Source organism: Methylobacterium indicum (assembly GCF_017347565.1).
Taxonomy (GTDB): Bacteria; Pseudomonadota; Alphaproteobacteria; order Rhizobiales; family Beijerinckiaceae; genus Methylobacterium; species Methylobacterium indicum.
This window is the reverse complement of record NZ_AP024145.1, coordinates 6372155-6396655: the sequence shown is the minus strand read 5'-3', so window position 1 is coordinate 6396655 and position 24501 is coordinate 6372155. Positions and strand designations below refer to the sequence as shown.

Sequence of the window (24501 nt, the reverse complement as noted above, 5' to 3'; positions counted from 1 at the left end):
CGCGGGCTCAGAACGTGCCGCGCAACCCCGCGAACACGCTGCGCCCGTCGCCCGGGTAGAAGATCCGGGCGGCGCTGCCGGTGAGCGCCGCGGCGTTGGTCACCGCCGAGACGTCGGAGACGTAGCGGGCGTCGGTGAGGTTGCGGGCGTCGAGGAAGAGGGTCAGGCCGGGATCGACACTGACCGAGGCCTGCAGGCCGACGAGGGCGTAGCCCGGCGCCCGCAGGGTGTTGGCGTGGTCGGCGAAGGCGCCGGTCGGCACCCAGTCGAGGGACGGCGCCAGGGTGAGGCCGCCGCGGGCGTAGCTCAGCACCGTGCGCAGGACGTCCCGCGGCAGGCCGGCGATCCGGTTGTCGCCGTAGACCGGATCACGCACGAACCGGAAGTCGTTGCGGGTCCAGATCTGGGTCAGCGTCAGGCTGTCGCCGACGCCGGTGAGGTCGCGGGCGAGATCGAGCGACACCGCCGCCTCGACGCCCTGGTGGCGGGTGCGCGGCGCGTTGAAGGTCGCGGCCGGGATGCCGAGGCCGGCATTGACCGAGAAGTTGATCAACTCGTCGCGGATCTCGGCCCGGTAGACCGTCACGTCGAAGCCGAGACGGTCGATCCGCCCGCGGGCGCCGGCCTCCACCGTCCAGGCGCGCTGGGCCTGGAGCGGCACGAAGGTGGTGTTGGCGGGATTCTGCTGCACGAGGTCGGAGAAATCCGGCACGTCGCGGGAACGGGTGAGGTCGCCGAAGACCTGGAGATCGGGCAGCGGCTGCCAGAGCAGGCCGATCTTCGGGTTCACACCCTCGTAGGTCCGGTTGGCGAATTTGGCCGACAGGTTGCCGGGCAGCCCGCCCTTGTCGCTGTAGGTGCGGTTGGCGGAAAACAGCTTGGCGCCGGTCATCAGCGCCACGTCGGGCAGGAACCAGAACCGGTTCTCGCCATAGGCCTCCAGGCTCGAGGCGCTCTGGAGGCTGTTGCGGGTCTGGGCGCCGCGTTGGCCCGCCACGTTCACGAATTGCAGCGCGGTGTTCTGGCCCGCATAGGCGCGCAGGCCCAGGATCGTGTCGTTGCGGAATCCCGCGACGTCGAAGCTGCCGGCCCAGTGCGGCGAGACGCCGTAGGTCCAGCCATCCTGGTCGATGACCTGGAAGATCGGGTGATACAGCGACTTGTGGATCGCCCAGGAATCGATGTCGAGCTTGCCGATGTCCAGGAGGAACGAGGTCCGGTTGGCGATCCGCTCGGTCGCGACCTGGCGCGACTGGTTGCCGGTGATCGCCGCCGGGTTGGCGATCCGGGGCGTGCGCAGCGATTCGTCGAGGGTGAGCGCGCCGGGAAGCTTCTGGTCGGTGAAGTAGAGGCCGGCATAGAACCGGGTCTCGATGCCGGGGGCGATCTGGTAGCCGAGGTTGGCGTTGACGTTCTGGGTCCGCTGCACCTCGTGCTGGCGGAAGCCGTCGGCGTTGGTGACCGTGCCGTTGACGAGAAAGTCCGCCGGGCCCACGACCCGCGAGACCTGGAAATTCTCCCGCACCGCGTTGAAGCTGCCGCCGTCGATCCGCACGATGGTCGGCGCCAGCGCCGTGCGGGCGGTCGGCGTGACGAGGTTGACCGCGCCGCCGAGCGTCGTCGCCCCGAAGGTCAGGGCGTTGCCGCCCTTGTAGACCTCGACCGACCGCAGGGCGAGGGGATCGACTTGGTAGAAGTCGCCCGACCCGTCGGCGAGGTTGAGCGGAATGCCGTCCTGCAACAGTTCGATGCCGCGCAGGTGGAAGCCGCGGGCGACGCCCGAGCCGCGGATCGAGAGGCGCACCTCCTGGCCGTAGCGCTCCTGCACGGTGACGCCCGGCACGTCCTTCAGCACGTCGCGGAGGGTGTTGGCGTAGCGGTTCTGGATGCCGGCCGCGTCGACGAACCCGACCGAGCCGACGGTCCGGTTGAGGCTGCGGCGCTGCTCGGCCACCGACGGCACCGTGAGCGAGCCGCCTCCCGCCGCAGCGACGGCGGAGCCCGCCACCTCGATCTGCTCGAGGGGCAGGGCGCCGGCCGTCTGCTGCGCAGAGGCCGGGGGAGCGAGGCAGAGGAGAGCGGGCAGCACGGAGCCGCCCCGAAACAGCAGGGACATGACGGCGCGACCTTTCGCGGGCCGGAGCCGGGCAGGGCTCGACGGCGCGGGAGACGAAAAGGATATCGGTGGATGGGAGGCAGCGCGCGCCGGGCGAGGGAGAGAGATCCCCAAGTCGAGAGGCGCGCCGTCAGTGTTCGGTTTGGGCTGCAGGACTTGCGCGCAGGACCGGCGCAGCCCGTCTGTCCCGCTGTCGCGGGTCCGTCAGGACGGCAATCCTCTGGAGATCGGGCGCGGGTTCTCCTCTCCCGTGTGGGCTAGCGTGTTCACACATCTCGGTTTGAACGCTTCTCCTTTTGAAAGTAGAGCGCCTCTCCTCCCCCTTGTGGGGAGGAGTTGGAGGTGGGGGTGGTGCCGGAGGAGACTCAGCGGTGCCTCCTGCACCACCCCCACCCCTAGCCCCTCCCCACAAGGGGGAGGGGAAAGCGCGCTTACCTTCAATGGGTTAGCATTCAGAGGAGAAGTGTGAATCCGCTAGCCCGTGTGGGAAAGGGGATCCCGCGCCGTCTCAGTTCCCTGGACGGCCTTGACGCTCACGCATGCAGGCGAGAGCCGGACGATCCGGCGAGGCGATTCTCGCCCCCATCAATGATGGTGGTGGCCGCCCCCGGCCTCCGGCGCCGACGCCCCGATGGCGCCGACGGCGAAGCGCACCGGCACGGTGCCCGCGCGCTCGAAGGTGAGGGTGCCGTCGAGGGTGTCGCCGGCCTTCGCCGGGCCCTTCAGGTCGAGGAACATCAGGTGGTAGCCGCCGGGCTTCAGGGCCACGGTCTCGCCCGGCTTGATGACGAGGCCGCCCTCGACCGGGGCCATCTTGGCCACGCCCTTGTCCATCGACATCTGGTGGACCTCGCCGCGGGCCGCCAGCGGAATCGAGGCCGCCAGCAGCCGGTCCGGCTCCTTGCCGGTATTGGTGATCTCGAGGTAGCCGCCCGCCACCTTGGCGCCGCCCGGCGTGGCGCGGATCCACGGCGCCGTGATGGCGAGGTCGCCGGCCCTGACCGTCGCGGAGGCCGCGGGGGCGGTAACCGCCGCGGCAGCGACCGGCGCCGCGGCGGCGGCCGCCACGATGCGCACGCCCGGCGCGGGCGATGTGAGGTCGCGGGAGGACTGGCCGGCCGCCGGCACCTCCCGCCAATCGGCGACGGCGCCGTCGCATTCCTGGCGCACCGGGAAGTAGACCGTCCCGCCCGGTGCCACCGCGTCGGTGAGGCGGGCCTGAAAGACGAACTCGTCGTACTGGTCGTCGGGCAGCGCGCCCGTCCAGGTGATCGTCTTCACGCCCTCGGTCACGGTGCCGTGGTAGGACGGGTAGGGGCGGGCGTAAGCCCCCTTCGCGGTGGCGAGCGCCCAGCCGGCCTTCGGCATCGGCTTGGCGGCGATCACGCCCTCGGGGATCGTGACGGTGACGGACTTGGTCGCCCGGCCGTCGCAGCCATGGCCGATCTGGACCACGCCGCGATAGGTCTGGTTCGGGTTCGCCTGCGTGACCGCCAGGACGGCATGGGCGAGAGCGGGGGCGGCGACGAGGGAGAGCGCGGCGGCGAGGCCGGCGCGGAGCGGAAACGTCATGGGAGGTCGGGTCCGGGAACGAGCGTGACGGGGCAGGGGCGGCGGTGCCGCCCGATGAAGCGTCACGCGGCCGGTGGACCGCGGGCGGAAGCGGGACGGGCGGGCGGGCCGCGGATCGGGGCCTCGGCCTCGCCGGGCCAGGACAGGTCGGTCGCCGTCCGGGCGGGCCATGCCTCGGCGGCCGCCGGCTCCGCTGGGGCGGCGAGCCCCGGGCAGGCGACGGTGCAGCAGGCATGGGCGTGGGCGACCGCCTCGCTCCCGCCCGCATCCTGATGGGACTGGCAGATGATGCCGGCGCCCGCGGCGGCCGGAAGCGGGGACAGGCCGGTGAGGAAGGCCTGCAGCACCAGCGCGTAGAGCGACAGCACGGCGGCGACCGCGCGCCAGCGCGCCGTCCTTCCGCTCCGCCCGTGCCCGAGATCGTTCATGCGTCCGGCATAGCCCAGGTGTCGCGGTTGCGCCATGGCGCCGAATGTCCAGGGGCAGGGTTTCCCAGCCGCGACCCATCCGTCATGTTGCGCAATTACCGCAGTCCACAGCCCAGCTCACGGCTCCACAGCGGCGCCCGCCCGGCGCCACATTCTGGCCCGCTCCTCATGGAGTCTTAACCGCACACCGGCACCGTCACGGGCCATAGAATGGGGCGCAAGCGGTACTATGCCGGATCGGTCGCCCCGCGTCACAGGTTCGAGAGCAGATTTCCCATGCTGACACGCGTTTCCCTCACCGGTTCGCTCGGCCTGGCTCTCCTGGCCGCCACCGCCTTCCCGGCCCTGGCCCAGGACCGGGGCGGCGCGCCGGCCCAGGCGGAGTGGGCGCAGAACTACGATTCCGCCGCCACGATGCGCGTGCAGCGCTCCAACACGCCGATCCTCTCGCCCCAGACCCTGGCGGCGACCGAGCAGATGGTCGAGCGCTACCGCGACATCGTCGCCCGCGGCGGCTGGCAGGCGGTCTCGGGCGCCGAGCGCCTGCGCGTCGGCTCGAAGAGCCCGGCGGTGACGGCGCTCCGCCAGCGCCTGATCGTCTCCGGCGACCTCGACCCGGCGGCCGGCTCCTCCCCGGTCTACGATTCCTACGTCGAGGCCGGCGTGCGCCGCTTCCAGGCCCGCCACGGCCTGAACCAGACCGGCGCGATGAACGTCACCACCGTGCAGGCGATGAACGTCCCGGCCGACGTGCGCCTGCGCCAGCTCGAGCTGAACGCGGTCCGCCTGCGCTCCTACTCGGGCAACCTCGGCGAGCGCTACGTCATCGTCAACATCCCGGCGGCGCTGGTCGAGACGGTCGACGGCGACCACGTCGCGACCCGCCATGCCGCCGGCGTCGGCAAGATCGACCGCCAGTCGCCGATCATGAACGCCAAGATCCAGGAGGTGAACTTCAACCCCTACTGGACGGTGCCGGCCTCGATCATCAAGAAGGACCTGATCCCGAAGATGCAGAAGGATCCGTCCTACCTGACGGACAACAAGATCCGCATCTTCAACGGCGACCGCGAGATCCCGCCGTCCCAGGTCAACTGGCATTCCGACGAGGCGACCCGCTACCGCTTCCGCCAGGATCCGGGCGTCGACCTGAACTCGATGGGCTTCGTGCGGATCAACATCCCGAACCCGCACGGCGTGTACATGCACGACACGCCGGCCAAGGGCATCTTCGGCGACGATTTCCGCTTCGTCTCCTCGGGCTGCGTGCGCGTGCAGAACGTGCGCGAATACGTCTCCTGGATCCTCCAGGGCACCCCGAACGCCAACCCGGACACGATCGAGGCGATCATCCAGGGCGGCCAGCGGGTCGATGCCCGCCCGGTGGCGCCGATCCCGGTCTACTGGACCTACATCACCGCCTGGTCGACCCCGGACGGTCTCGTGCAGTTCCGCGACGACATCTACAAGCGCGACGGCGCCGGCGCCCCGACCGCCTCGATGGCCGCCGCCGCCGCCGGCCCGCGCAACTTCAATCCCGACGCCCCCGACGACGACCAGACCAACTGATCGTCGCCCGACGACCTGACCTGACGACGGCCCGGGCGCGAAGCCCGGGCCGTTTTCGCGTGAATGGACGCCATCATGACCGCCGATCCCGACACCCGCCTCGACGCGCTCGAGACCCGCATCGCCCACCAGGACGCGACGATCGAGGATCTGAACCGCATCGTCACGGAGCAGTGGGGCGCGATCGACCTCCTGACGCGGCACGTCGCCGCCCTGCGCGAGCGGGTGCGCGAGATGGCCGAGCGTCCGGCCGCCACCGGCGACGAGCCGCCGCCGCCCCATTACTGAAGGACAACCGCCCCGGACCCGAAGCCCGGGGCGGAGCGGGCGCTAAGCAGATTTCGCCGAAGTGGACACCGGTTCGGCGGCAAAAATCTGCGACACAACAAGAACCTAAGCGGGCGAAGCGTTGGCCTGCCGACGCAAGTCTGCTTAGAACGTGCCGAACTTGAAGTTCAGGCCGGCGCGCACCAGGCTGCCCTCGGTGCGGAAGCGGGAGACGTAGCCGACGCCCGGGCCGCCGGTCGAGGCGACCAGCAGGTTGCGGCTGCCGAGGTCGTAGCGGATGTATTCCGCCTTCACCGTCACAGCATTCGACTTGAAGACGTTCAGGAACGAGTCGGTGGGCATGGCGTACTCGACGCCGCCGCCATAGGCGTAGCCGGTCTCGATCCGCGAGCGGTTGCCGAAATAGGTCTGCGGCGCGCCGGTCTGGAAGGCGACCGTCTGGGTCACGTCGCCATAGGCGAAGCCGCCGGTTCCGTAGACCAGGAACCGGTCGAAGGCGTAGCCGATCCGGCCGCGCACCGTGCCGAGGAAGCTGAGATCCGCCCGGTAGGTGTTGGTGAGCCGGTTCGCGTTGAACGCCGGCAGGAAGATCGACTCGGTGCGCCGGCGGTTCAGGTCGGTATAGGCGGCGTCGGCCTCGAGGCCGACGACGATGCCGGAGCCGGGCGTGAACTGGTAGTTGTAGCCGACCTGGCCGCCGGCGGTGAAGCCATCCTGCGCCAGGGGGACGCTGGCGCGGCGCAGGCCGTTGGTGACGTTGGCCTGGAGGGCCCCGATGCCGACGGTGCTCACCCGGTCGGCCTCGGTATAGGCGTAGCCGGCATTGATGCCGAAATAGGCCCCGGTCCAGGTGAAGACCGGCACCGGCGTGAAGACCGGCGGCGGCGCGGCGCGGCGTGGAAGGTCGGCGGCGGACGCAGCGCCGACCGACAGGGCGACGGCCGTGCCGGCGGTGAGCAACGACTTGAACATGGAGCGCGGTTTCCTTCTCGTGCAATCGAAAGGCGAACGATCTGTGAGGCCGCGTCGCTGCGCTGCCTAGGGCTGCCGAGCCACGACGCCGTGCTCCCGTCGCAGATGAAGCTCGTTTCGCTTCGGTTTCTCGCCCTGAGTGCCCTCGCCGACACAGGTTTTCGTGCCGGCAAGACTGTCGATAAATTTTCTGTGATCTTGGATTAAGGCAGCGTCCTTGATGAAAGCACGGGTTTCCATTCGACGGCGCCAGCGCCGAGCGGCGCGACGAGTTTTGTGAGGTCGTTCGGCCAGGCCGGTCCGGGATCGGCAGGGCCGTGCCGGGTCAAGCCGGACATCCGGCGGACCACGAATTTTCATCAATGGCGCGTTCAAATTTTTTGAGTTTCTTTTCCGGCATTTCAAATCCACCCTGCCTGCGGATCGGCCCCGTCCGACCGGTCGCCGGCCCGGATCGCCCCGATGCGAGGTCCGGGGCATCGACATGCAGGCGGGAGCAGACATGCAGGCGGGAGCAAATGTCGCTCACGGACAAATGTCCGCCGCTGCGGCCTTGGACTCCCCCTTCGCCCGCGTGTAGAAGCTGGCCGATCCCCATCCTTTACTTCCGCCCCGGCGCTCCGTCCGGGCGGCTCCCGACCAACCTCGAGGCCATCATGAGCGTGGGCACCGCCGCCAACACCCGGTCCAACTCGTTCTTCTCCGCGTCGCTGGCGGATGCCGATCCCGAGCTCGCCCGCGCCGTCGCGCAGGAGCTGGGCCGTCAGCAGCACGAGATCGAGCTGATCGCTTCGGAGAACATCGTCTCGCGCGCCGTGCTCGAGGCTCAAGGGTCGGTGCTGACCAACAAGTACGCCGAGGGCTATCCGGGCCGGCGCTACTACGGCGGCTGCGAGTTCGTCGACATCGCCGAGAACCTCGCCATCGAGCGCGCCAAGCGCCTGTTCGGCTGCGACTTCGCCAACGTGCAGCCAAATTCGGGCTCCCAGGCGAACCAGGCCGTGTTCATGGCCACGATGCAGCCGGGCGACACCTTCCTGGGCCTCGATCTCGCGGCCGGCGGCCACCTCACCCACGGCGCGCCCCCGAACGTCTCGGGCAAGTGGTTCAAGCCGGTCTCCTACACGGTGCGCCGCGACGACCAGCGCATCGACATGGAGCAGGTCGAGCGCCTCGCCCAGGAGCACAAGCCGAAGGTGATCATCGCCGGCGGCTCGGGCTACCCGCGCCACTGGGACTTCGCCAAGTTCCGCGAGATCGCCGACAGCGTCGGCGCCGTGTTCTTCGTCGACATGGCCCACTTCGCCGGCCTGGTCGCGGGCGGCGTGCACCCGTCGCCGTTCCCCCACGCCCACGTCGTCACCACCACGACGCACAAGACCCTGCGCGGCCCGCGCGGCGGCATGATCCTGACCAACGACGAGGCGCTGGCCAAGAAGCTGAACTCGGCGGTCTTCCCGGGCCTCCAGGGCGGTCCGCTGATGCACGTCATCGCCGGCAAGGCGGTCGCCTTCGGCGAGGCGTTGACCCCCGAGTTCAAGCTCTACGCCAAGCAGGTGGTGGAGAACGCGAAGGCGCTCGCCGATACCATCATCTCGGGCGGCTACGACATCACCTCGGGCGGCACCGACAACCACCTGATGCTGGTGGACCTGCGCGCCAAGGAGCTGACCGGCAAGGCGGCCGAGGCCGCGCTGACCCGCGCCGGCATCACCTGCAACAAGAACGGCGTGCCGTTCGACCCGCAGAAGCCGACCGTCACCTCCGGCATCCGCCTGGGCACCCCGGCGGCGACCTCCCGCGGCTTCGGCGTCGCCGAGTTCAAGAAGGTCGGCGAGCTGATCGTCCAGGTCCTCGACGGCCTCCACCGCCACGGCGAGGCGGGCGATGCCGGTGCCGAGGAGCAGGCCAAGGGCGAGGTCCACGCCCTGACCGACCGCTTCCCGATCTACGCCTGATCGGGGCTCCGATCTCCCGGCTTCCCCTTCCGCCGGGAGCACTCTAGAACACGCCCCTTCCGGGGCCGGTCCCACGCGGGACCGGCCCTTTTTCGTACACAGAGGAACGGGCGACCGATGCGGTGCCCCTATTGCGGCGGCCTCGACACGCAGGTGAAGGATTCCCGGCCGAGCGACGACAGCTCGGCGATCCGGCGCCGAAGGATCTGCCCGGATTGCGGCGGCCGCTTCACCACCTTCGAGCGGGTGCAACTGCGCGAGCTGATCGTCGTCAAGCGCTCGGGCCGCAAGGTCCCGTTCGACCGCGACAAGCTCCAGCGCTCCGTCGAGACGGCTTTGCGCAAGCGCCCGGTCGAGGCGGAGCGGATCGAGCGCCTGGTGAGCGGCATCACCCGCCGGCTCGAGAGCACCGGCGAGGCCGAGGTGACCAGCGAGGCGATCGGCGAGGCGGTGATGGAGGGGCTCAAGGGCCTCGACGACGTCGCCTACGTGCGCTTCGCCTCGGTCTACAAGAATTTCCGCGAGGCCCGCGACTTCGAGGAGCTGCTCGGCCATCTCGCTGCGGGCGCGGCGCAGGCCGCGACGCCGGAGGACGGGCCGGCGCCCGACGAGGCGCTGCCGGCTCGCCGCCCGCGGACGCGCGCGTCGTGAGTGCGCCGGACCCGACGCGCGACGAGGCCGACCGGCGCCACATGCGCCTCGCCCTCGCTCTCGGCCGGCGCCATCTCGGGCGCGCCTGGCCGAACCCGTCGGTCGGCGCCGTGCTGGTCGGCGGCCCCCCGGGCGCCGAGCGGATCCTGGCCCAGGGCGTGACGCAGGCGGGCGGGCGCCCGCATGCCGAGCGCGTCGCGCTCGCGGCGGCCGGCGAGGCGGCCCGCGGCGCGACCCTGTACGTCACCCTCGAACCCTGCTCGCATCACGGCCGTACGTCTCCTTGCGCCGACGCCACCATCGCGGCGGGCGTCGCCCGGGTGGTGAGCGCGATGGACGATCCCGATTCACGGGTCGCCGGCCGCGGCCATGCCCGGCTGGCCGCGGCCGGCATTGCGGTCTCGGTCGGGCTCCTGGGAGCCGAGGCGGCCCGCGACCAGCGTGGTCACGTCAGCCGGGTCGTCCGGGGCCGGCCGGCTCTCTTCCTCAAGCTCGCCCGCACGGCGGATGGCTACGCGGCGGGCGGGGAGGGGCGCCTGCTGATCAGCGGGCCCCGCGCCACCGCCGAGATCCACCTGCAGCGGGCGCATTGCGACGCGATCATGGTGGGTGTCGGGACGGTGCTGGCGGACGACCCGCAGCTCACCGTGCGCCTGCCCGGGATGGCGGACCGCTCGCCCCTGCGCATCGTCCTCGACCCCGCGTTGCGCACGCCGCCGGGCGCCGGGCTCGTGCGCACCAGCGCTGTCGTCCCGACCCTGATCCTCTGCGGTCCCGACGCGCCGGCAACGGCGGAGGCGGCGCTGACCGCCGCCGGGGTGGAGGTGGAGCGGGTGCCGCTCACGCGGGAGGGCCGCATCGACCTGCCGGAGGCCCTGGCGGTCCTCGGCGCCCTCGGCCTGACCCGGATCTGCTCCGAGGGCGGTCCGACGCTCGCCGACGCGCTCGCCCGCGACGACCTCGTCGACGAGTGCCTCCTCGTCACCGGCGACCGTGCGCTCGGGCTGCCCGGCCTGCCGGCGGTCGGCCCGCATCTCGCGGCGCGCCTCGCCTCGCCGGATTTCTCGGTCGCCGAGGAATACCGGATCGGCACCGATCTCTTCACCTGCCACGTACGGAGCCCGTAGATGTTCACCGGCCTCGTCTCGGATGTCGGCCGCGTCGCCGCGGTGTCCGGCGATTCGAAGCTCAAGCGCATCGCCATCGACTGCGCCTACGACCCCGCTGGCATCCTGATTGGCGCCTCGATCGCCTGTTCGGGGCCCTGCCTCACGGCGGTCACCGTCACCCCGCGGGAGGGCGGCTGCACCTTCGAGATCGATGCCGCCGCCGAGACCCTGGCCCGCACCACCGTCGGGGCCTGGGTCCCGGGCATGCGGGTGAACCTGGAGCGCTCGCTGAAGATCGGCGACGAGCTCGGCGGCCACCTCGTCACCGGCCATGTCGACGGCCTTGCCGAGATCGTCGCCCGCGAGCCGGTGACCGGCCAGGCCGGCGATGTTTGGGCGCCGAGCGAACGCTTCGTGCTGCGGGCGCCGGCCGCGCTCGCCCGCTTCATCGCCGAGAAGGGCTCGGTCTGCCTCGACGGCACCTCGCTCACCGTCAACGGCGTCGAGGGCGACACCTTCACGGTGCTGCTGATCCCCCACACGCTCGCGGTCACCACCTGGGGCGAGCGCCGGGTCGGCGACCGGCTCAACCTCGAGGTCGACCTGATCGCCCGCTATGCGGCGCGGCTGACGGAGGCGCGGGCGGCGGTCGAGCAGGGCTGACCGGGGTGATCTCGCGGCGGACTCGTGACAGGATGCAGTCCGCCGATGCGATCAGCTTCCGGCTTCTCGACGATCGCCCGGCGCCGTTCTCCTGCGGCCCTACCCGGACCTGACGACCGTCAACACGGTCTCCGCGGCGTTGTCGCTGTGCCGCCGTGGCGTCTCGATGCTGGAGGCCAAGCGCGCGCTGGAAGCGATGCTGCAGGACGGTCGAGCTGCGATCCAACTTCCGATGCTCGACGACCCGACGATTCTCGGTGATGAACTGGCTGCCAGTGGCGTCATCGCGACCTCGGACCTTCGTCCGCCGGTGGATGTTTGCGGCCTTCGCAGCCCATTCGGCCTGTCCCTCGACGATTTCGCCCTCTGCTACGGCCTCGAACGCGAGGCCGTCGCCGATTGGGAAGAAGGCCGCGCGATACCCGACATGACGGCACGCAGTTACCTGCGGGTGATTGAGCGGCTGCCGGGAGAGGCGCGCCGGGCGCTGGCCCAAGCGGGCTGATCGTCGGACCGTATCACGCCCCCGGGCGGGCGCCGGCGGGAGAGTCGCGCGGCGACGAGTTCTGCCGCCGCCTCGACCTTCACCGGGCGCGCCTGAACGCTCGGCGAGACGAAGGAGAGTGCTCCGCCCGGCCGGTACCAGTCCGGCAGCAGGATTTTCGCGATATTCTCGCCTCCCGGATCCCGTTCGGCCGGGTCGGCGAGGCGGAGGAGATCGCCAAGGCGGCTCTGCTTCTCGCCGCGGACGATGCGCGCGTCGTCGACGGCATCGAGCGGTTCGTGGATGGCGGGCAGGCGCCAATCCGACCCGGTGCCATTCAGGCGAAAAAAGTTCGTTACCGGCCGGAACCGGAACGCGGCGCCCGCGTTCCACGCGCGCGAGGCCCGACGAGGCTCTCGAATTGGACGCCGGATCGGGTGTCCGGCGGCCCGAGGATATCGCTGATCCAGGTATCGCTGATCCAAGTCATCACGTTGCTCCAAGGAGGATGTGGTCATGAGGACTTTCGATTTCGCGCCGCTCTACCGTTCCACCGTCGGGTTCGACCGACTGTTTTCCATGCTGGACCAGGCCGCCCGGCTCGAGCCGTCGACCCAGCAATGGCCGCCCTACGACATCGAGAAGGTGGGCGAGGATGCCTACCGCATCACCATGGCGGTGGCCGGCTTCTCGCAGGACGAGATCGAGCTGACCCAGCACGACACCACGTTGCTGGTCACCGGCCAGAAGAAGGACCGGGAGAGCGAGCGTGATTACCTGCACCGCGGCATCGCGGCGCGCGCCTTCCGGCAGACCTTCAGCCTCGCCGATCACGTGAAGGTCACGGGGGCCCGCCTGGAGAACGGCCTGCTCGCGGTCGATCTGGTGCGCGAGGTGCCGGAGGCGCTGAAGCCGCGCCGCATCGCGATCGGCAGCCAAGCGGCAATCGGGCAGGATAACGAGCCTGCCCGGATCGACGGCCGTGCCGAGGACTGCTCCAAGGCGGCCTGATCCGACGGCCGTCCGACCCTCCTACACCATGGACGAACCAAACCCCGGAGGCCGCGCGCCCCCGGGGCCCGACCCCCTTTCCGTGCCCTGTCATGCACCATCAGGGAGGACGAACCGTGTCGACGATGGAGATGTATTCCACCCATGCCGGCCCCATCCCCGCCGGCCCGATGAACCCGCCTGCCGGCCAGCCCGCCTCCGTCGAGGCGTGGCAGGCCCTCGTGGCACCCGGCGACGTGTTCCGGCATCCGCGGGAGGTGCTGGCGCATCCGTTCCTGTCGCGTCCCGAGAAACGCGCGATCCTGGCCTCCTGGGCCTCGGATGCCTGCGCCCTGGAGAACGCGCCGGCCCTGCGCTGCCTGACTGGCTGCCGGGCCGAGCCGGTCCCGGTCGATGCCGTGATCGAGGCGCTGGCCGAACTCGATCGCGAGGTCCCGCGCGGCCCCGGCCCGCGTCCAACGCAAAGGCCGTCCCCGCGGCGTCGCCCGCGCAGCTCCTGGACATTCGGCTGGCATCCCCGCCCGGGCCGCCGCTCCGACGACGATGACGACCCGCCGCCATGCCCTGCGACGGTCATGCCGCCGCCGCGTCCCCGGATATCTCCCGACGCGACGGCGCGGGCGTTCCTCGTGCCGGCATAGAGGAAACCGGCGTCGCGGAGACCCGGACGGGCACGCACGAAGTCGAAGCCCATCGCGCGCCGCCATGCCCCGCGATGATCATGCCGTCGCCGCATCGCGTATGCGTGCCACCCAGATCGACAGGCTCAGCCCGGCGCGCTGCGCCGTCGAAGCCGCAGCCTGTCAGGCACGGCCGCGAGGCACCGGACTATGGCTCCTCCGGTGCCCCGCCCGGGGCGCGGCAAGAAGCCCTGGGCGCGGCAAGAACCCGGGCGCGACAAGAATGCGAGGTCGTCGTCGCTACTCTCCGCGAGAATCCGGTTCAGCTCTTCGATCTGTGCCATCGGCGTCGGATGTCCGCACCGAGGAGAGCTTGCCGGGCCAGACGGACAGCCGGACACCCGTTCCACGGACGGCCTCACGCTTCCTCGGTCCGGCGACGACGTGGCCGGGTCTGCGGAGCGGCGAGGCGGTGGGCCGCCGTCAGGGCGTACACCAGGGTCGCCTCGTCGACGACCGTCAGGTCGCACCGCGTGGCGCCTCTCCGGCCCCAGCCGCCCGGAACGGGCCTGAAGGCAGCCGGCGCCCGTTCGCAGAAGGCATCGCGAAGGTCCAGGTCGAACATCAGGTTGATGTCGAGACCCGCTTCGTCGAGCGTCGCGAAGATCTTGCGCGGCGTGCGGAAGGCCGTGCGATGGAAATGCGGCGCCGAGGTCACGGCCGGCAGGCTCATGACGAGCGCCTTCACACGGGCGATGTCGACAGCCATCGCGACGAGCCTCTCCTCACACGGTGACGGATCGGCGCCCGGATTTCGCGCTCCGGTACTGACAGAATCGCAGCCGGTTGCCGAACGGGTCCGCGACCTCCAGCGTCTCCCCCCAGGGAGCCTGCTCGATGCCGGGCCGCGCGTAGCCGTAGCGCTTGTCCATCAATTCCTGATGATAGATGCGGAGGCCTCGCATCGGCACGAACACGGTGGAGCCCGGGCTGGAATCGCCGTGATGCTCGGAGAGGTGAAGCCGGAGACCCGCGCGGGCGACCTCCATGTAGAGCGGCAGGCCCGGTTCGAACCGGTGCTCGAAGCCCGGCGCGAAGCCGAGAAAGCCGCAATAGAATTCGCGGGCCTTGGCCTCGTCGAAGATGCGCAGCACCGGCACCGCCTCCAGAAAGGCGGGCCCCTCGTCGACAGCGCGATCGAGTGCGGCACAGGCCGTGTTCCAGTCGCTGTGGCCGAGTTCGGCGGCGACGAGTTCGAGGGCGGTGGCATGCGGGACGGCGATATCGCGCGCCGCCAGCGCGGCGCGCAAGCGGTTGGCCATGGCCTTCGCCTGATCGACGGTCGTCATCGTGGATCTCCTCAAGCCGGTGGCGGATCGTCGGCGCTCGCATTGCCGACCCGTCACCGGTCGAGGGACAGGCTTGGGGGGATCGTCCACGATGCTTTCACCATCCCGTTCCCGGGGCGAGCGGCAGGCAGCATCGGCCTGGAGGACAGGCTATCCCACCATGCCGTCGGATGCCAGGGACGCCGCGGGTCGCCCGGCGCTGGTCACGCTGTCGCGCCGTCGATGCGCCTGCTCTTCGGGCCGCGACGATGTCGACCGGTGCGGGGCGCCATCGTGCGATGACGCCCCGGCCTGTTCCGCCGTCCATACGACAGGATGTGGGGATCGCAGGCGGATCGCCGGATCCGCCGTCGATCAGTGATGCGCCAGGATCGCCAGCAGCAGCAGGGCGATGATGTTCGTGATCTTGATCGCCGGGTTCACCGCGGGACCGGCGGTGTCCTTGTAGGGATCGCCGACGGTGTCGCCGGTCACCGCGGCCTTGTGGGCGTCCGAGCCCTTGCCGCCGTGGTGGCCGTCCTCGATGAACTTCTTGGCGTTGTCCCACGCGCCGCCGCCCGACGTCATCGAGACTGCGACGTAGAGGCCGGTGAGGATCACGCCGAGCAGCATCGCGCCCACCGCCGCGAAGGCCTGGCCCTTGCCGGCGATGGCCTGGATCACGAAGAACAGCACCACCGGCGACAGGACCGGCAGCAGCGAGGGGACCACCATCTCCTTGATCGCCGCCTTGGTCAGCATGTCGACGGCGCGGCCGTAATCGGGCCGCTCCGTCCCCTGCATGATGCCGGGCTTCTCGCGGAACTGGCGGCGGACCTCCTCCACCACCGCCGAGGCGGCGCGCCCCACCGCCGTCATGGCGATGCCGCCGAACAGGTAGGGAATCAGCCCGCCGAGCAGCAGGCCGACGACGACGTAGGGGTTGGAGAGCGAGAAATCGACCGTGACGCCCTGGAAGAAGCGGTACTGGGTCGGGGAGGCGTTCTTGATGAAGTAGTTGAGGTCCGAGGTGTAGGCGGCGAACAGCACCAAGGCGCCGAGGCCCGCCGAGCCGATGGCGTAGCCCTTGGTGACCGCCTTGGTGGTGTTGCCGACGGCATCGAGCGCGTCGGTGGACTTGCGCACCTCCTTGGGCAGTCCCGCCATCTCGGCGATGCCGCCGGCATTGTCGGTGACCGGCCCGAAGGCGTCGAGGGCGACGACGACCCCGGCCAGCGCCAGCATGGCGGTGACCGCGATGGCGATGCCGAACAGGCCGGCGAGCCCGTAGGTGACGATGATGCCGGCGACGATGACGATCGCCGGGAGCGCGGTCGATTCGAGCGAGATCGCCAGGCCCTGGATCACGTTGGTGCCGTGGCCGGTGACCGAGGCATGGGCGATCGACTTGACCGGCCGGTAGCCGGTGCCGGTGTAGTACTCGGTGATGACGACGATCAGCGCCGTGATGACGAGGCCCGCCACCGCGCAGAGGAACAGGCTGAGCGAGGTGAAGCTCTCGCCGCCCGCCGTGGTGAAGCGGGTCGAGAAGCCGCCGAACATAACCAGGTTGAGACCGGCGATCGCCACGATCGAGAGTGCGCCCGCGCCGATCAGGCCCTTGTAGAGCGCCCCCATGATCGACTGGTTCGAGCCGAGCCGCACGAAGAACGTGCCGATGATCGAGGTGACGATGCAGGCCGCCCCGATCGCCATCGGGTAGAGCAGCATGGTCTCGAGCACGTTGCGGCCGCCGACATCGGTCTGGCCCGAGAAGAAGATCGCCGCCAGCACCATGGTGGCGACGAGGGTGACCGCGTAGGTCTCGAACAGGTCGGCCGCCATGCCGGCGCAGTCGCCGACATTGTCGCCGACATTGTCTGCGATGGTGGCGGGGTTGCGCGGATCGTCCTCAGGGATGCCGGCCTCGACCTTGCCGACGAGATCGCCGCCGACATCGGCGCCTTTGGTGAAGATGCCGCCGCCCAGCCGCGCGAAGATCGAGATCAGGGAGGCGCCGAAGCCGAGCGCCACGAGGGCGTCGATGACCTCGCGGCTCGCCGGGCTCAGGCCGGCGATGCGGGTGAGGTAGGTGTAGTAGAGCGCGACGCCGAGGAGCGCGAGGCCGGCGACCAGCATGCCGGTGACGGCACCCGACTTGAACGCCACCGAGAGGCCGGCCCCCAGCGACTGCGCCGCGGCCTGCGCCGTGCGGACGTTGGCCCGCACCGACACGTTCATGCCGATGAAGCCGGCCATGCCCGACAGGACGGCGCCGATCAGGAAGCCGATGCCGACCTTGAGACCGAGGAACCAGGCGAGGAGCCCGAACAGGACCACCCCGACGATCCCGATGGTGGCGTATTGGCGGCGCAGATAGGCCTGGGCGCCCTCGGCGATCGCACCGGCGATCTCCTGCATGCGCTGCGTGCCGGCGTCGCGCCGCATGACGTCGTTGATGGTGACGATGCCGTAGGCGACGGCGCAGAGGCCGCCCAGGATGATGAGCAGGAGTGCGGTCATTCTACCGTCCTTGATTGTCGGGCGTTTCCCGCGACGTCGGACGGCCGAGATGGCGAGCGGCCGTTTTTCGCGACGCGGGCCTCCCTCCCTTGTGAGCGGGCCCGCGCGACAGCGCGGATCCGCGATCACAGTCGTGCCAAACTTCCCACCCGAGCGCAAATGCTCCCAAGCTTCGTCCGCTTGAGACTTTCGGCACCGGGCGCGAACCTGAGACTCGGCTCAGAAGTGGCTGAAGGAACCCGACCGGAAGTTGCGGATCTCGCCCTTCGCGTCGCGCAGGACCGGCGGGGCGCCGCCCTCGGTGACGGTGCCGATCTCGGTCAGCGGCACCCCGGCCCGCTCGGCGGCCGCCTGCAGGGCCGGTACCGCGGCCGGATCGACGGCGCACAGGATCTCGTAATCGTCGCCGCCGGTGAGCGCGACGTCGAGGAGGCCCGGCTCCACCGCGAGGGCGGCCCGGGCCGCGTCCGACAGCGGGATGGGGTCGATCTCGATCTCGGCGCTGAGGTCGGCCGCCCGCATCATCTTGGCGAGGTCGCCGACGAGGCCGTCCGACACGTCCATGGCGGCGCGCGCATGCGCCCGCAGGTGCGGTGCCAGGGGCAGGCGGGCGCGGGGATGCAGGTAGCGATCGACCAGGGCGGCCCGCACCGGATAGGACAGCGCGTCGCCCCAGGCCGCCGCGGGCTTCTGCCGGAGCTTGAGGCCGAGGGCCGCGTCGCCGATGCTGCCCGAGACGAGAAGCCGGTCGCCGACCCGCGCCCCGCCGCGCCGCACCATCGTGCCGGACGGAACCTCGCCGAGCGCCGTGATGCCGAGCAGCATCGGGCCGGACGCCCGCACGGTGTCGCCGCCCAGAAGCGGACAGCTCGCCAGCGCCGCCGCCTCGCTCAGGCCGGTGCAGAAATCGGCGAGCCAGACCTCGTCCCACTCGTCCGGGAGCGCCAGGGTCAGGAGGAAGCCGCGGGGCTCGGCGCCCTTGGCGGCGAGGTCCGACAGGTTCACGCCGAGCGCCTTGCAGGCGATCGAGGAGGCGGGATCGTCCGGGAAGTAGTGGACGCCCGCGACGACCGCATCGGTGGTCAGTACCAGGTCGTGGCCCGGGCTCGGCACCAGCAGGGCCGCATCGTCCCGCAACGACAACCCGCCCTCGCCGGCGAGCGGCGCGAAGTAGCGGGCGATCAGTTCGTCTTCCGTCGGGCGGGGCAGGACAGGGCGGGCCATCGCGGGGGAGGGGTCTCGCGGCGAGGGGTGGAGTGCGAGGAGAGCACGATCCGCCTGAACCTCACCCGACAGCTAGAGCCCCGCCCGGCAAAACCGCAATAGCCTCCTGTAGAAACGTGGCAAATTTTATCGATCGCTCGATCTCGTCACGTCGCGGCATGGAAAAGCTCCATGCAGTTTCAACCGGTGCGTGAGCCCTTGGCAAAGTCCTCGGGCCGCACCGCGCGGCCGACCTTGTCGAGTACCGCATTGACGAGGCCCGGCTCCTCGCCCTCGTAGAAGCTGTGGGCGACGTCGACGTATTCGGAGATGGCGACCTTCACCGGTACGTCGCGGCGGAACATCACCTCGTAGGCGCCGGCGCGCAGGATCGCCCGCACCACCGCCTCGAGGCGGCGCAGGGGCCAGCCCGCGGCGAGCGCCGCGTCGAGGCGCTGGTCGATCGCGCGCTGCTCGTCGACGGTGCCGCGCAGGAGGTCGCGGAAGAAGGCGGTCTCCGCCGGCGGATGCTCGACCTCGTCGATCACCTGCCCGATCCAGAACGCCTCGAACTCGGCGAGGGCGTCGATCACGCCCTTGCCGGAGATCTCCATCTCGTAGAGGGCCTGGACCACCGCGAGGCGGGCGCCGCTGCGTTCGGCGGGCTTCATCTCACTCGGTCTCCGAATTGCGGCGGGGCGTGAACCCGATGGTGCGGTCCTGGCGGCTCGCGTCCTGGGCCCGGCGCAGGGCCAGCACCGCCAAAGCCGCCTCCGCGGCGCCGCCGCCCTTGTTCATCTCGGCGACGCGGGCGCGGGCCTGGGCCTGGGCCTCCGTCTCGACGGTCAGGATGCCGTTGCCGAGCGGCAGGCGCAGGACGACCGAGAGGTCCATCAGCGCCCGGGCGCTCTCGCCCGCGACGATGTCGTAATGGCCCGTCTCGCCGCGGATGACGCAGCCGAGCGCCACCACGGCATCGTAGGGCTTGTGGGCGCGGGCGGCGGCCTCGAGCAGGATCGCGACGGTCTGGGGGATCTCCAGCGCCCCCGGCACCGTGACGACCACGGCCTCGGCGCCGGCAGCCGCGATGGCGGCCGTCGCGCCGGCGAGCAGCTCGTCGGCGATGTCCTCGTAGTAGCGGGCCTCGACGACGAGCACCCGGGCTCCGGTGAGCTGGGGCCTGACGGCGCCGCTGTCTCGGCGTGGCGTGACCATGGCGAACTTCTTCAAAGATCTCGAACGGCGCCGGGGCGAGCGCGCGGCCTTCCGGCCTCGCTGCGATGCATCACCGGCGGGGGAGGGGAGCACTAGACCAGAAGCGGCCCCTCCCACAAGAGCGCGGGCCTCCGCAGATCGTCGCTGCTTGCCAATCGATAACAATCCGGTCATCCCGGGCGCCGGTGCCGGGCCGCGAACCCGGCCGCAACAAGAAACGCGCCGCAACAAGTCCGCCCGGGAGGGGACCGCCGTGACGTCCGACATCGAAGCCCGCACGATCAAGCGCATCAGCTGGCGCCTGATCCCGTTCCTCATCGTCTGCTACTTCGTGGCCTATCTCGACCGGGTGAACGTCGGGTTCGCCTCGTTGAGCATGAACAAGGATCTCGGCATCTCGGCGACGGCCTACGGTCTCGGCGCCGGCCTGTTCTTCATCACCTACTTCATCTTCGAGGTGCCGTCGAACCTCGCGCTCGAGAAGTTCGGGGCGCGGCGCTGGATCGCCCGCATCATGCTGAGCTGGGGCCTGATCTCCGGCGGCATGGCGTTCATCGGCGGCGAGGCCAGCTTCTTCATCATGCGCCTGCTGCTCGGCGCGGCCGAAGCCGGCTTCTTCCCGGGCATCATCTTCTATCTCACGCTGTGGTTCCCGGCGGCCTACCGCGCCCGCATCGTCTCGCTGTTCATGGTGGCGATCCCGCTCTCGAGCGTCATCGGCTCGCCGATCTCCGGCCTGCTGCTCGAGCTCGACGGCGTGCTCGGCTTCAAGGGCTGGCAGTGGCTCTACGTGATCGAGGCGCTGCCGGCAGTGGTGCTGTCGGTGATGACCTACTTCTACCTCACCGACCGCCCGGCCGACGCCCAGTGGCTCGCCCCGGACGAGCGCGCCTGGCTGGAGCAGACGCTCGCCGCCGAGGCCGCCCGCAACCCGCGCCAGGGTCACGTTCCGCTGACCCAGGAGATCCTCAACCCGCGGGTGCTCGCCATCGCGGTCGTGTATTTCGGCGCCGTGGCGCTGCTCTACGCCTTCGGCTTCTTCCTGCCGCAGATCTTCAAGGGCTTCGGGCTCACCAACGCCCAGACCGGCTTCGTGATGATCATCCCGTACGCCGTCGGCACCGTCGGCATGCTGTGGTGGGGCAAGCGCTCGGACGCCAAGCGCGAGCGGCGCCATCACCTCGCGGCGGCGCTCGCCTGCGCCTCGCTCTGCACCGTCGGGGCGGCGCTGGTCGGCGACCCGATCGTCAAGGTCGTGCTGTTCTCCGGCGCCGCGCTCGGCATCTTCGGGGCGCTCCCGATCACCTGGACCCTGCCGACCGAGACCCTGTCGGGGGCCGCCGCCGCCGGTGCCATCGCGGTGGTGAACTCGATCGGCAACCTGTCGGGCTTCGTCGCCCCCTACGCCGTCGGCGCGATCAAGGACTGGACCGGCAGCTTCACCGGCGGCCTGCTCCTGATCGCCTGCGCGGGCATCGTCGGCATGATCACCGTGCTGCGCCTGAGCCATACCGGCGCACCCGCTGTCCCGGGCCGCGTCGGCGCCGCTGCCGAATAGGCCGTCCGCAACCGACCGGGGCGGCTCTCGCGGGCCGCCCCGGGGCACGGCAACACACTCTGCGAAAATCTGGAATTCCTCTGGTTCGACACGCCTTTTCGCCCTGGATTCCGGGGCTTGGCCGTGCCAGAGAGCTACCCGCGCGGCGACGCCCGGTCGCATTGCCGCCATGAGCGGGGAGGTGCTTCGGTCCGGCAGGATCGGGGTCACGAGAACCCCGCCGACCCTTCCAGCGGGCCTCCCAGCCGCGCGCCCCGCGGGCGGCGGCCCGCGCCGTCAACGATTTCTCGCAACGATTTCTCGGGAGAGCCGGAACTTGGCCACCACCGCCGCCCCGTCCGACGCTGCGCATCCCCACGGGTCGACCCGCCGGGACTTCCTGTTCCTCGCCACCGGCGCGGGCGCCGTGGTCGGGGCCGCCGCTCTCGCCTGGCCCTTCGTCGCCTCGATGGCCCCGGACGCCGAGACGATCGCCGCCGGCGCGCCGATCGACGTCGACCTCTCGCCGATCGCCGACGGCCAGATCGTGAACGTGTTCTGGCGCGGCAAGCTGATCTTCGTGCGCCACCTCACGGAGAAGGAAGTCGCCGACATGAAGGCGGTCGCCCCCGCCAGCATGATCGACCCGGCGCCGTTCCTGGGCCGCGTCAAGTCGGGCCACGAGCGCTGGCTCGTGACCTACGGCAACTGCACCCATCTCGGTTGCGTGCCGATCGCCAACGCCAACGGTCACGAAGGCTGGGGCTGCCCCTGCCACGGCTCGCAGTTCGACGCGGTGGGCCGCGTGACCCGTGGCCCGGCGCCGATCAACCTGCCGATCCCGCCTTACGCCTTCCAGGGCGACACCAAGGTCCGCATCGGCGAAGGCGCCACCGCCTGATCATCCGCCGATCGTGAAGCAACGCCAGACGCGGGCTGCCCCATGAGCGCACACGCTACAACCTACGTCCCCAAGAGCCGCATCGCGAAATGGTTCGAGGCCCGGCTGCCGATCGTCGGCCTGGTCCATTCCTCGTTCATCGCGTTCCCGGTTCCCCGTAACCTGAACTACTTCTGGACCTTCGGCGCGATCCTGGTCGCGATGCTGGCCTCCCAGATCATCACCGGCGTCTGGCTGGCGATGCACTACCAGCCCTCGGCCACCGAGGCGTTCAACTCCGTCGAGCACATCATGCGCGACGTGAACTACGGCTGGCTGCTGCGCTACATGCACGCCAACGGCGCCTCGATGTTCTTCATCGCGGTGTACGTCCACATGTTCCGCAACCTCTACTACGGGTCGTACAAGGCCCCGCGCGAGGTGCTCTACATCCTGGGCGTGATCATCTACCTGCTGATGATGGCGACCGCGTTCCTCGGCTATACCCTGCCGTGGGGCCAGATGTCGTTCTGGGGCGCCACCGTCATCACCAACATCCTGGCGGCGATCCCGATCGTCGGCGATACGATCCAGAGCCTGCTCTGGGGCGGCTACTCCGTCGGCAACCCGACGATTAACCGCTTCTTCTCGCTGCACTACCTGCTGCCGTTCATGATCGCGGGCGTCGTCGTCCTGCACGTCTGGGCGCTGCACGTCACCGGCCAGAACAACCCGACCGGCATCCCGATCAAGACCGGCAAGGACGCCGTGCCGTTCACCCCCTACGCGACCATCAAGGACGTGTTCGCGGTGGTGGTGTTCTTCGCCTTCTTCGCCTACTGGATCTTCCTGCAGCCGAACTACCTCGGCCACGCCGACAACTACATCCCGGCGAACCCCGCCGTGACGCCGGCGCACATCGTGCCCGAGTGGTACTTCCTGCCCTTCTACGCCATCCTGCGGGCGGTGCCCGACAAGCTCGGCGGCGTGGTGCTGATGTTCGGCGCGGTGATCATCTTGGCGCTCGCGCCGTGGCTCGACACCTCGCGGGTCCGCTCGGCCAACTACCGGCCGATCTACCGCCAGTTCTTCTGGGTGTTCATCTTCTGCTGCTTCCTGCTCGGCTGGCTCGGCTCGAAGCCCCCGGAAGGCGGCTACGTGCTCGCCTCGCGTATCGCCACGGTCTACTACTTCGCCCACTTCCTGATCGTGATGCCGCTCGTCGGCCTGTTCGAGACGCCGAAGCCCCTGCCGGGCTCGATCCTCGAGAGCGTCACCGGCCCGGGCAAGCAGGTCGGCTCCTCCGGCATGCCCGCCGGCGCCACCGCCGCCCCCTCGACCAAGGGATAAGCGACGCCGCGGGGCGGGGGCCGCCGGCCCCCGCCTCACGACCGCCCAACAGAATCACGACGCCGCAAGGGGCATCGAGGGGAATGATCAGAACACGCGCGCGCGGGACACGCGCTCTCTTTGCGGCCGCTCTCGCCGCAATCCTGTCGGCCGGTGCCGCCTCGGCGGAGGATCACGGGCCGCTGCCGCACCGCGAGAAGTGGACCTTCTCGGGGATGTTCGGCACCTTCGACCAGGCGCAGCTGCAGCGGGGCTTCCAGGTCTACCGCGAGGTCTGCTCGAACTGCCACAGCCTGAACTACATCCGCTTCCGCAACCTCGAGCAGGAAGGCGGACCGGATTTCTCCGCCGCCCAGATCAAGGCGCTGGCGGCCGAGTACAAGGTCAAGGACGGGCCGAACGATTCCGGCGACATGTTCGAGCGGCCCGGCCGCCCGGCGGACAAGATCCCGGCGCCGTTCCCGAACGAGCAGGCGGCGGCTGCCGCCAATGGCGGCAAGGCGCCGCCGGACCTGTCGCTGATGGCCAAGGCCCGCACCTTCGCGCGCGGCGGCCTGTGGTTCATCATCGATTGGCTGCCCTTCATCGGCTACACCGAGCAGGGCCCGGACTACATCCACGCCCTTCTCAACGGCTACAAGGAAGAGCCGCCGAAGGACGTGACGGTGCCCCCGGGCGGCCACTACAACGAGTACTACCCGGGCCACGTCATCGCGATGCCCAAGCCCCTCAGCGACGGCCAGGTGACCTACGCCAAGGGCGCGAACGGCCAGCCGGTCGTGCCGGAGACGGTCGACCAGTATTCGCGCGACGTGACCGCCTTCCTGATGTGGACGGCCGAACCCCACCTCCTGGCGCGCAAGTCGCTGGGCCTGCGGGCGATCCTGTTCCTGCTGGTGCTGGCCGGGCTGCTCTACTACGTGAAGAAGAAGATCTGGTCGGACGTCGGCGGCGAGACGCACGGGCTGCAGCCCGAGCTTCACAAGACCAGCTGACGCCGGACATCATCCCTGCCAGAGGCCCC

The 24501-nt window shown here is 70.2% G+C and carries 23 protein-coding genes and 1 pseudogene; 14 read left to right on the top strand and 10 right to left on the bottom strand.

Going from position 1 to position 24501, the window contains the following annotated elements; all coding sequences use genetic code 11:
• Window positions 1-7: 7 nt before the first annotated feature.
• The 3 genes from miv_RS29655 to miv_RS29645 all read right to left on the bottom strand — a co-directional run bounded on the left by miv_RS29655 (window position 8) and on the right by miv_RS29645 (window position 4152).
• On the bottom strand, window positions 8-2116 hold the full coding sequence (locus miv_RS29655; protein WP_207180584.1) for a TonB-dependent receptor family protein: 2109 nt from the start codon (window positions 2114-2116) through the stop codon (window positions 8-10).
• A gap of 585 nt (window positions 2117-2701) precedes the next feature.
• A complete protein-coding gene (locus tag miv_RS29650) occupies window positions 2702-3688 on the bottom strand; it encodes a DUF1775 domain-containing protein (RefSeq protein ID WP_207180582.1) in 987 nt (328 codons plus the stop codon).
• A gap of 62 nt (window positions 3689-3750) precedes the next feature.
• Window positions 3751-4152, bottom strand: a complete 402-nt coding sequence (locus tag miv_RS29645) for a hypothetical protein (RefSeq protein WP_244748789.1) — start codon at window positions 4150-4152, stop codon at window positions 3751-3753.
• A gap of 240 nt (window positions 4153-4392) precedes the next feature.
• Here miv_RS29645 and miv_RS29640 point away from each other — a divergent pair, with 240 nt between their 5' ends.
• On the top strand, window positions 4393-5685 hold the full coding sequence (locus miv_RS29640; RefSeq protein ID WP_048430221.1) for a L,D-transpeptidase family protein: 1293 nt from the start codon (window positions 4393-4395) through the stop codon (window positions 5683-5685).
• 75 nt (window positions 5686-5760) lie between these two features.
• The gene (locus miv_RS29635) at window positions 5761-5973 is read left to right on the top strand and encodes a SlyX family protein (RefSeq protein WP_048430234.1); all 213 of its coding nucleotides are present in this window, start codon (window positions 5761-5763) and stop codon (window positions 5971-5973) included.
• Between the two features lie 144 nt (window positions 5974-6117).
• Here the strand turns inward: miv_RS29635 and miv_RS29630 are convergent, their stop codons facing one another.
• A complete protein-coding gene (locus miv_RS29630) occupies window positions 6118-6945 on the bottom strand; it encodes an outer membrane protein (protein WP_207180580.1) in 828 nt (275 codons plus the stop codon).
• A gap of 656 nt (window positions 6946-7601) precedes the next feature.
• Between miv_RS29630 and glyA the strand changes: the two genes are divergently transcribed.
• From glyA to miv_RS29590, 8 genes and pseudogenes are all read left to right on the top strand, one after another.
• Window positions 7602-8903: a serine hydroxymethyltransferase gene (gene glyA / locus miv_RS29625; protein WP_048430223.1), complete on the top strand. Its 1302-nt coding sequence runs from the start codon at window positions 7602-7604 to the stop codon at window positions 8901-8903.
• 117 nt (window positions 8904-9020) lie between these two features.
• Window positions 9021-9554, top strand: a complete 534-nt coding sequence (gene nrdR, locus miv_RS29620; protein WP_048430224.1) for a transcriptional regulator NrdR — start codon at window positions 9021-9023, stop codon at window positions 9552-9554.
• A 41-nt stretch (window positions 9555-9595) separates the two neighbouring features.
• A complete protein-coding gene (gene ribD, locus miv_RS29615) occupies window positions 9596-10681 on the top strand; it encodes a bifunctional diaminohydroxyphosphoribosylaminopyrimidine deaminase/5-amino-6-(5-phosphoribosylamino)uracil reductase RibD (protein ID WP_207183680.1) in 1086 nt (361 codons plus the stop codon).
• Window positions 10682-11326: a riboflavin synthase gene (locus miv_RS29610; protein WP_207180578.1), complete on the top strand. Its 645-nt coding sequence runs from the start codon at window positions 10682-10684 to the stop codon at window positions 11324-11326.
• A 166-nt stretch (window positions 11327-11492) separates the two neighbouring features.
• Window positions 11493-11831 carry a helix-turn-helix domain-containing protein gene (locus miv_RS29605; protein ID WP_207180576.1) on the top strand — a complete coding sequence of 113 codons (339 nt, stop codon included), beginning with the start codon at window positions 11493-11495 and terminating at the stop codon, window positions 11829-11831.
• Window positions 11828-12061 (top strand): annotated as a pseudogene (locus tag miv_RS33965) (hypothetical protein); the annotation flags it as partial. The gene miv_RS29605 and the pseudogene miv_RS33965, both read left to right, overlap by 4 nt.
• A gap of 265 nt (window positions 12062-12326) precedes the next feature.
• Complete coding sequence (locus miv_RS29595; RefSeq protein ID WP_207180573.1) at window positions 12327-12821, top strand: Hsp20 family protein; 495 nt, start codon at window positions 12327-12329, stop codon at window positions 12819-12821.
• A gap of 125 nt (window positions 12822-12946) precedes the next feature.
• On the top strand, window positions 12947-13462 hold the full coding sequence (locus miv_RS29590) for a hypothetical protein (protein ID WP_207183679.1): 516 nt from the start codon (window positions 12947-12949) through the stop codon (window positions 13460-13462).
• A 397-nt stretch (window positions 13463-13859) separates the two neighbouring features.
• On the opposite strand, the gene miv_RS29585 is transcribed toward miv_RS29590, so the two are convergent.
• The 6 genes from miv_RS29585 to ribH form a co-directional block, all read right to left on the bottom strand.
• Window positions 13860-14210, bottom strand: a complete 351-nt coding sequence (locus miv_RS29585) for an MmcQ/YjbR family DNA-binding protein (RefSeq protein ID WP_207180571.1) — start codon at window positions 14208-14210, stop codon at window positions 13860-13862.
• Between the two features lie 16 nt (window positions 14211-14226).
• Window positions 14227-14790, bottom strand: coding sequence for a glyoxalase superfamily protein (locus miv_RS29580; protein ID WP_207180569.1), 564 nt, complete (start codon window positions 14788-14790; stop codon window positions 14227-14229).
• A gap of 354 nt (window positions 14791-15144) precedes the next feature.
• Entirely contained in the window at window positions 15145-17292 is a 2148-nt protein-coding gene (locus miv_RS29575) for a sodium-translocating pyrophosphatase (protein WP_048430231.1), read from the bottom strand.
• 219 nt (window positions 17293-17511) lie between these two features.
• Window positions 17512-18516 (bottom strand): thiamine-phosphate kinase, encoded by a 1005-nt coding sequence (gene thiL, locus miv_RS29570; RefSeq protein ID WP_244748787.1) that lies wholly within the window; start codon window positions 18514-18516, stop codon window positions 17512-17514.
• A 179-nt stretch (window positions 18517-18695) separates the two neighbouring features.
• Window positions 18696-19166, bottom strand: a complete 471-nt coding sequence (nusB, locus tag miv_RS29565) for a transcription antitermination factor NusB (protein WP_207180567.1) — start codon at window positions 19164-19166, stop codon at window positions 18696-18698.
• Window position 19167: 1 nt separating this feature from the next.
• The gene (gene ribH / locus miv_RS29560; protein ID WP_207180565.1) at window positions 19168-19710 is read right to left on the bottom strand and encodes a 6,7-dimethyl-8-ribityllumazine synthase; all 543 of its coding nucleotides are present in this window, start codon (window positions 19708-19710) and stop codon (window positions 19168-19170) included.
• Window positions 19711-19963: 253 nt separating this feature from the next.
• Here ribH and miv_RS29555 point away from each other — a divergent pair, with 253 nt between their 5' ends.
• From miv_RS29555 to miv_RS29540, 4 genes are all read left to right on the top strand, one after another.
• Window positions 19964-21268: an MFS transporter gene (locus tag miv_RS29555; RefSeq protein WP_058617116.1), complete on the top strand. Its 1305-nt coding sequence runs from the start codon at window positions 19964-19966 to the stop codon at window positions 21266-21268.
• Between the two features lie 316 nt (window positions 21269-21584).
• The gene (gene petA, locus miv_RS29550; RefSeq protein WP_048429970.1) at window positions 21585-22148 is read left to right on the top strand and encodes a ubiquinol-cytochrome c reductase iron-sulfur subunit; all 564 of its coding nucleotides are present in this window, start codon (window positions 21585-21587) and stop codon (window positions 22146-22148) included.
• Between the two features lie 42 nt (window positions 22149-22190).
• Entirely contained in the window at window positions 22191-23477 is a 1287-nt protein-coding gene (locus miv_RS29545) for a cytochrome b (RefSeq protein ID WP_048429971.1), read from the top strand.
• 83 nt (window positions 23478-23560) lie between these two features.
• Window positions 23561-24472 (top strand): cytochrome c1, encoded by a 912-nt coding sequence (locus tag miv_RS29540; protein WP_207180563.1) that lies wholly within the window; start codon window positions 23561-23563, stop codon window positions 24470-24472.
• The last annotated feature ends 29 nt before the right edge of the window (window positions 24473-24501 follow it).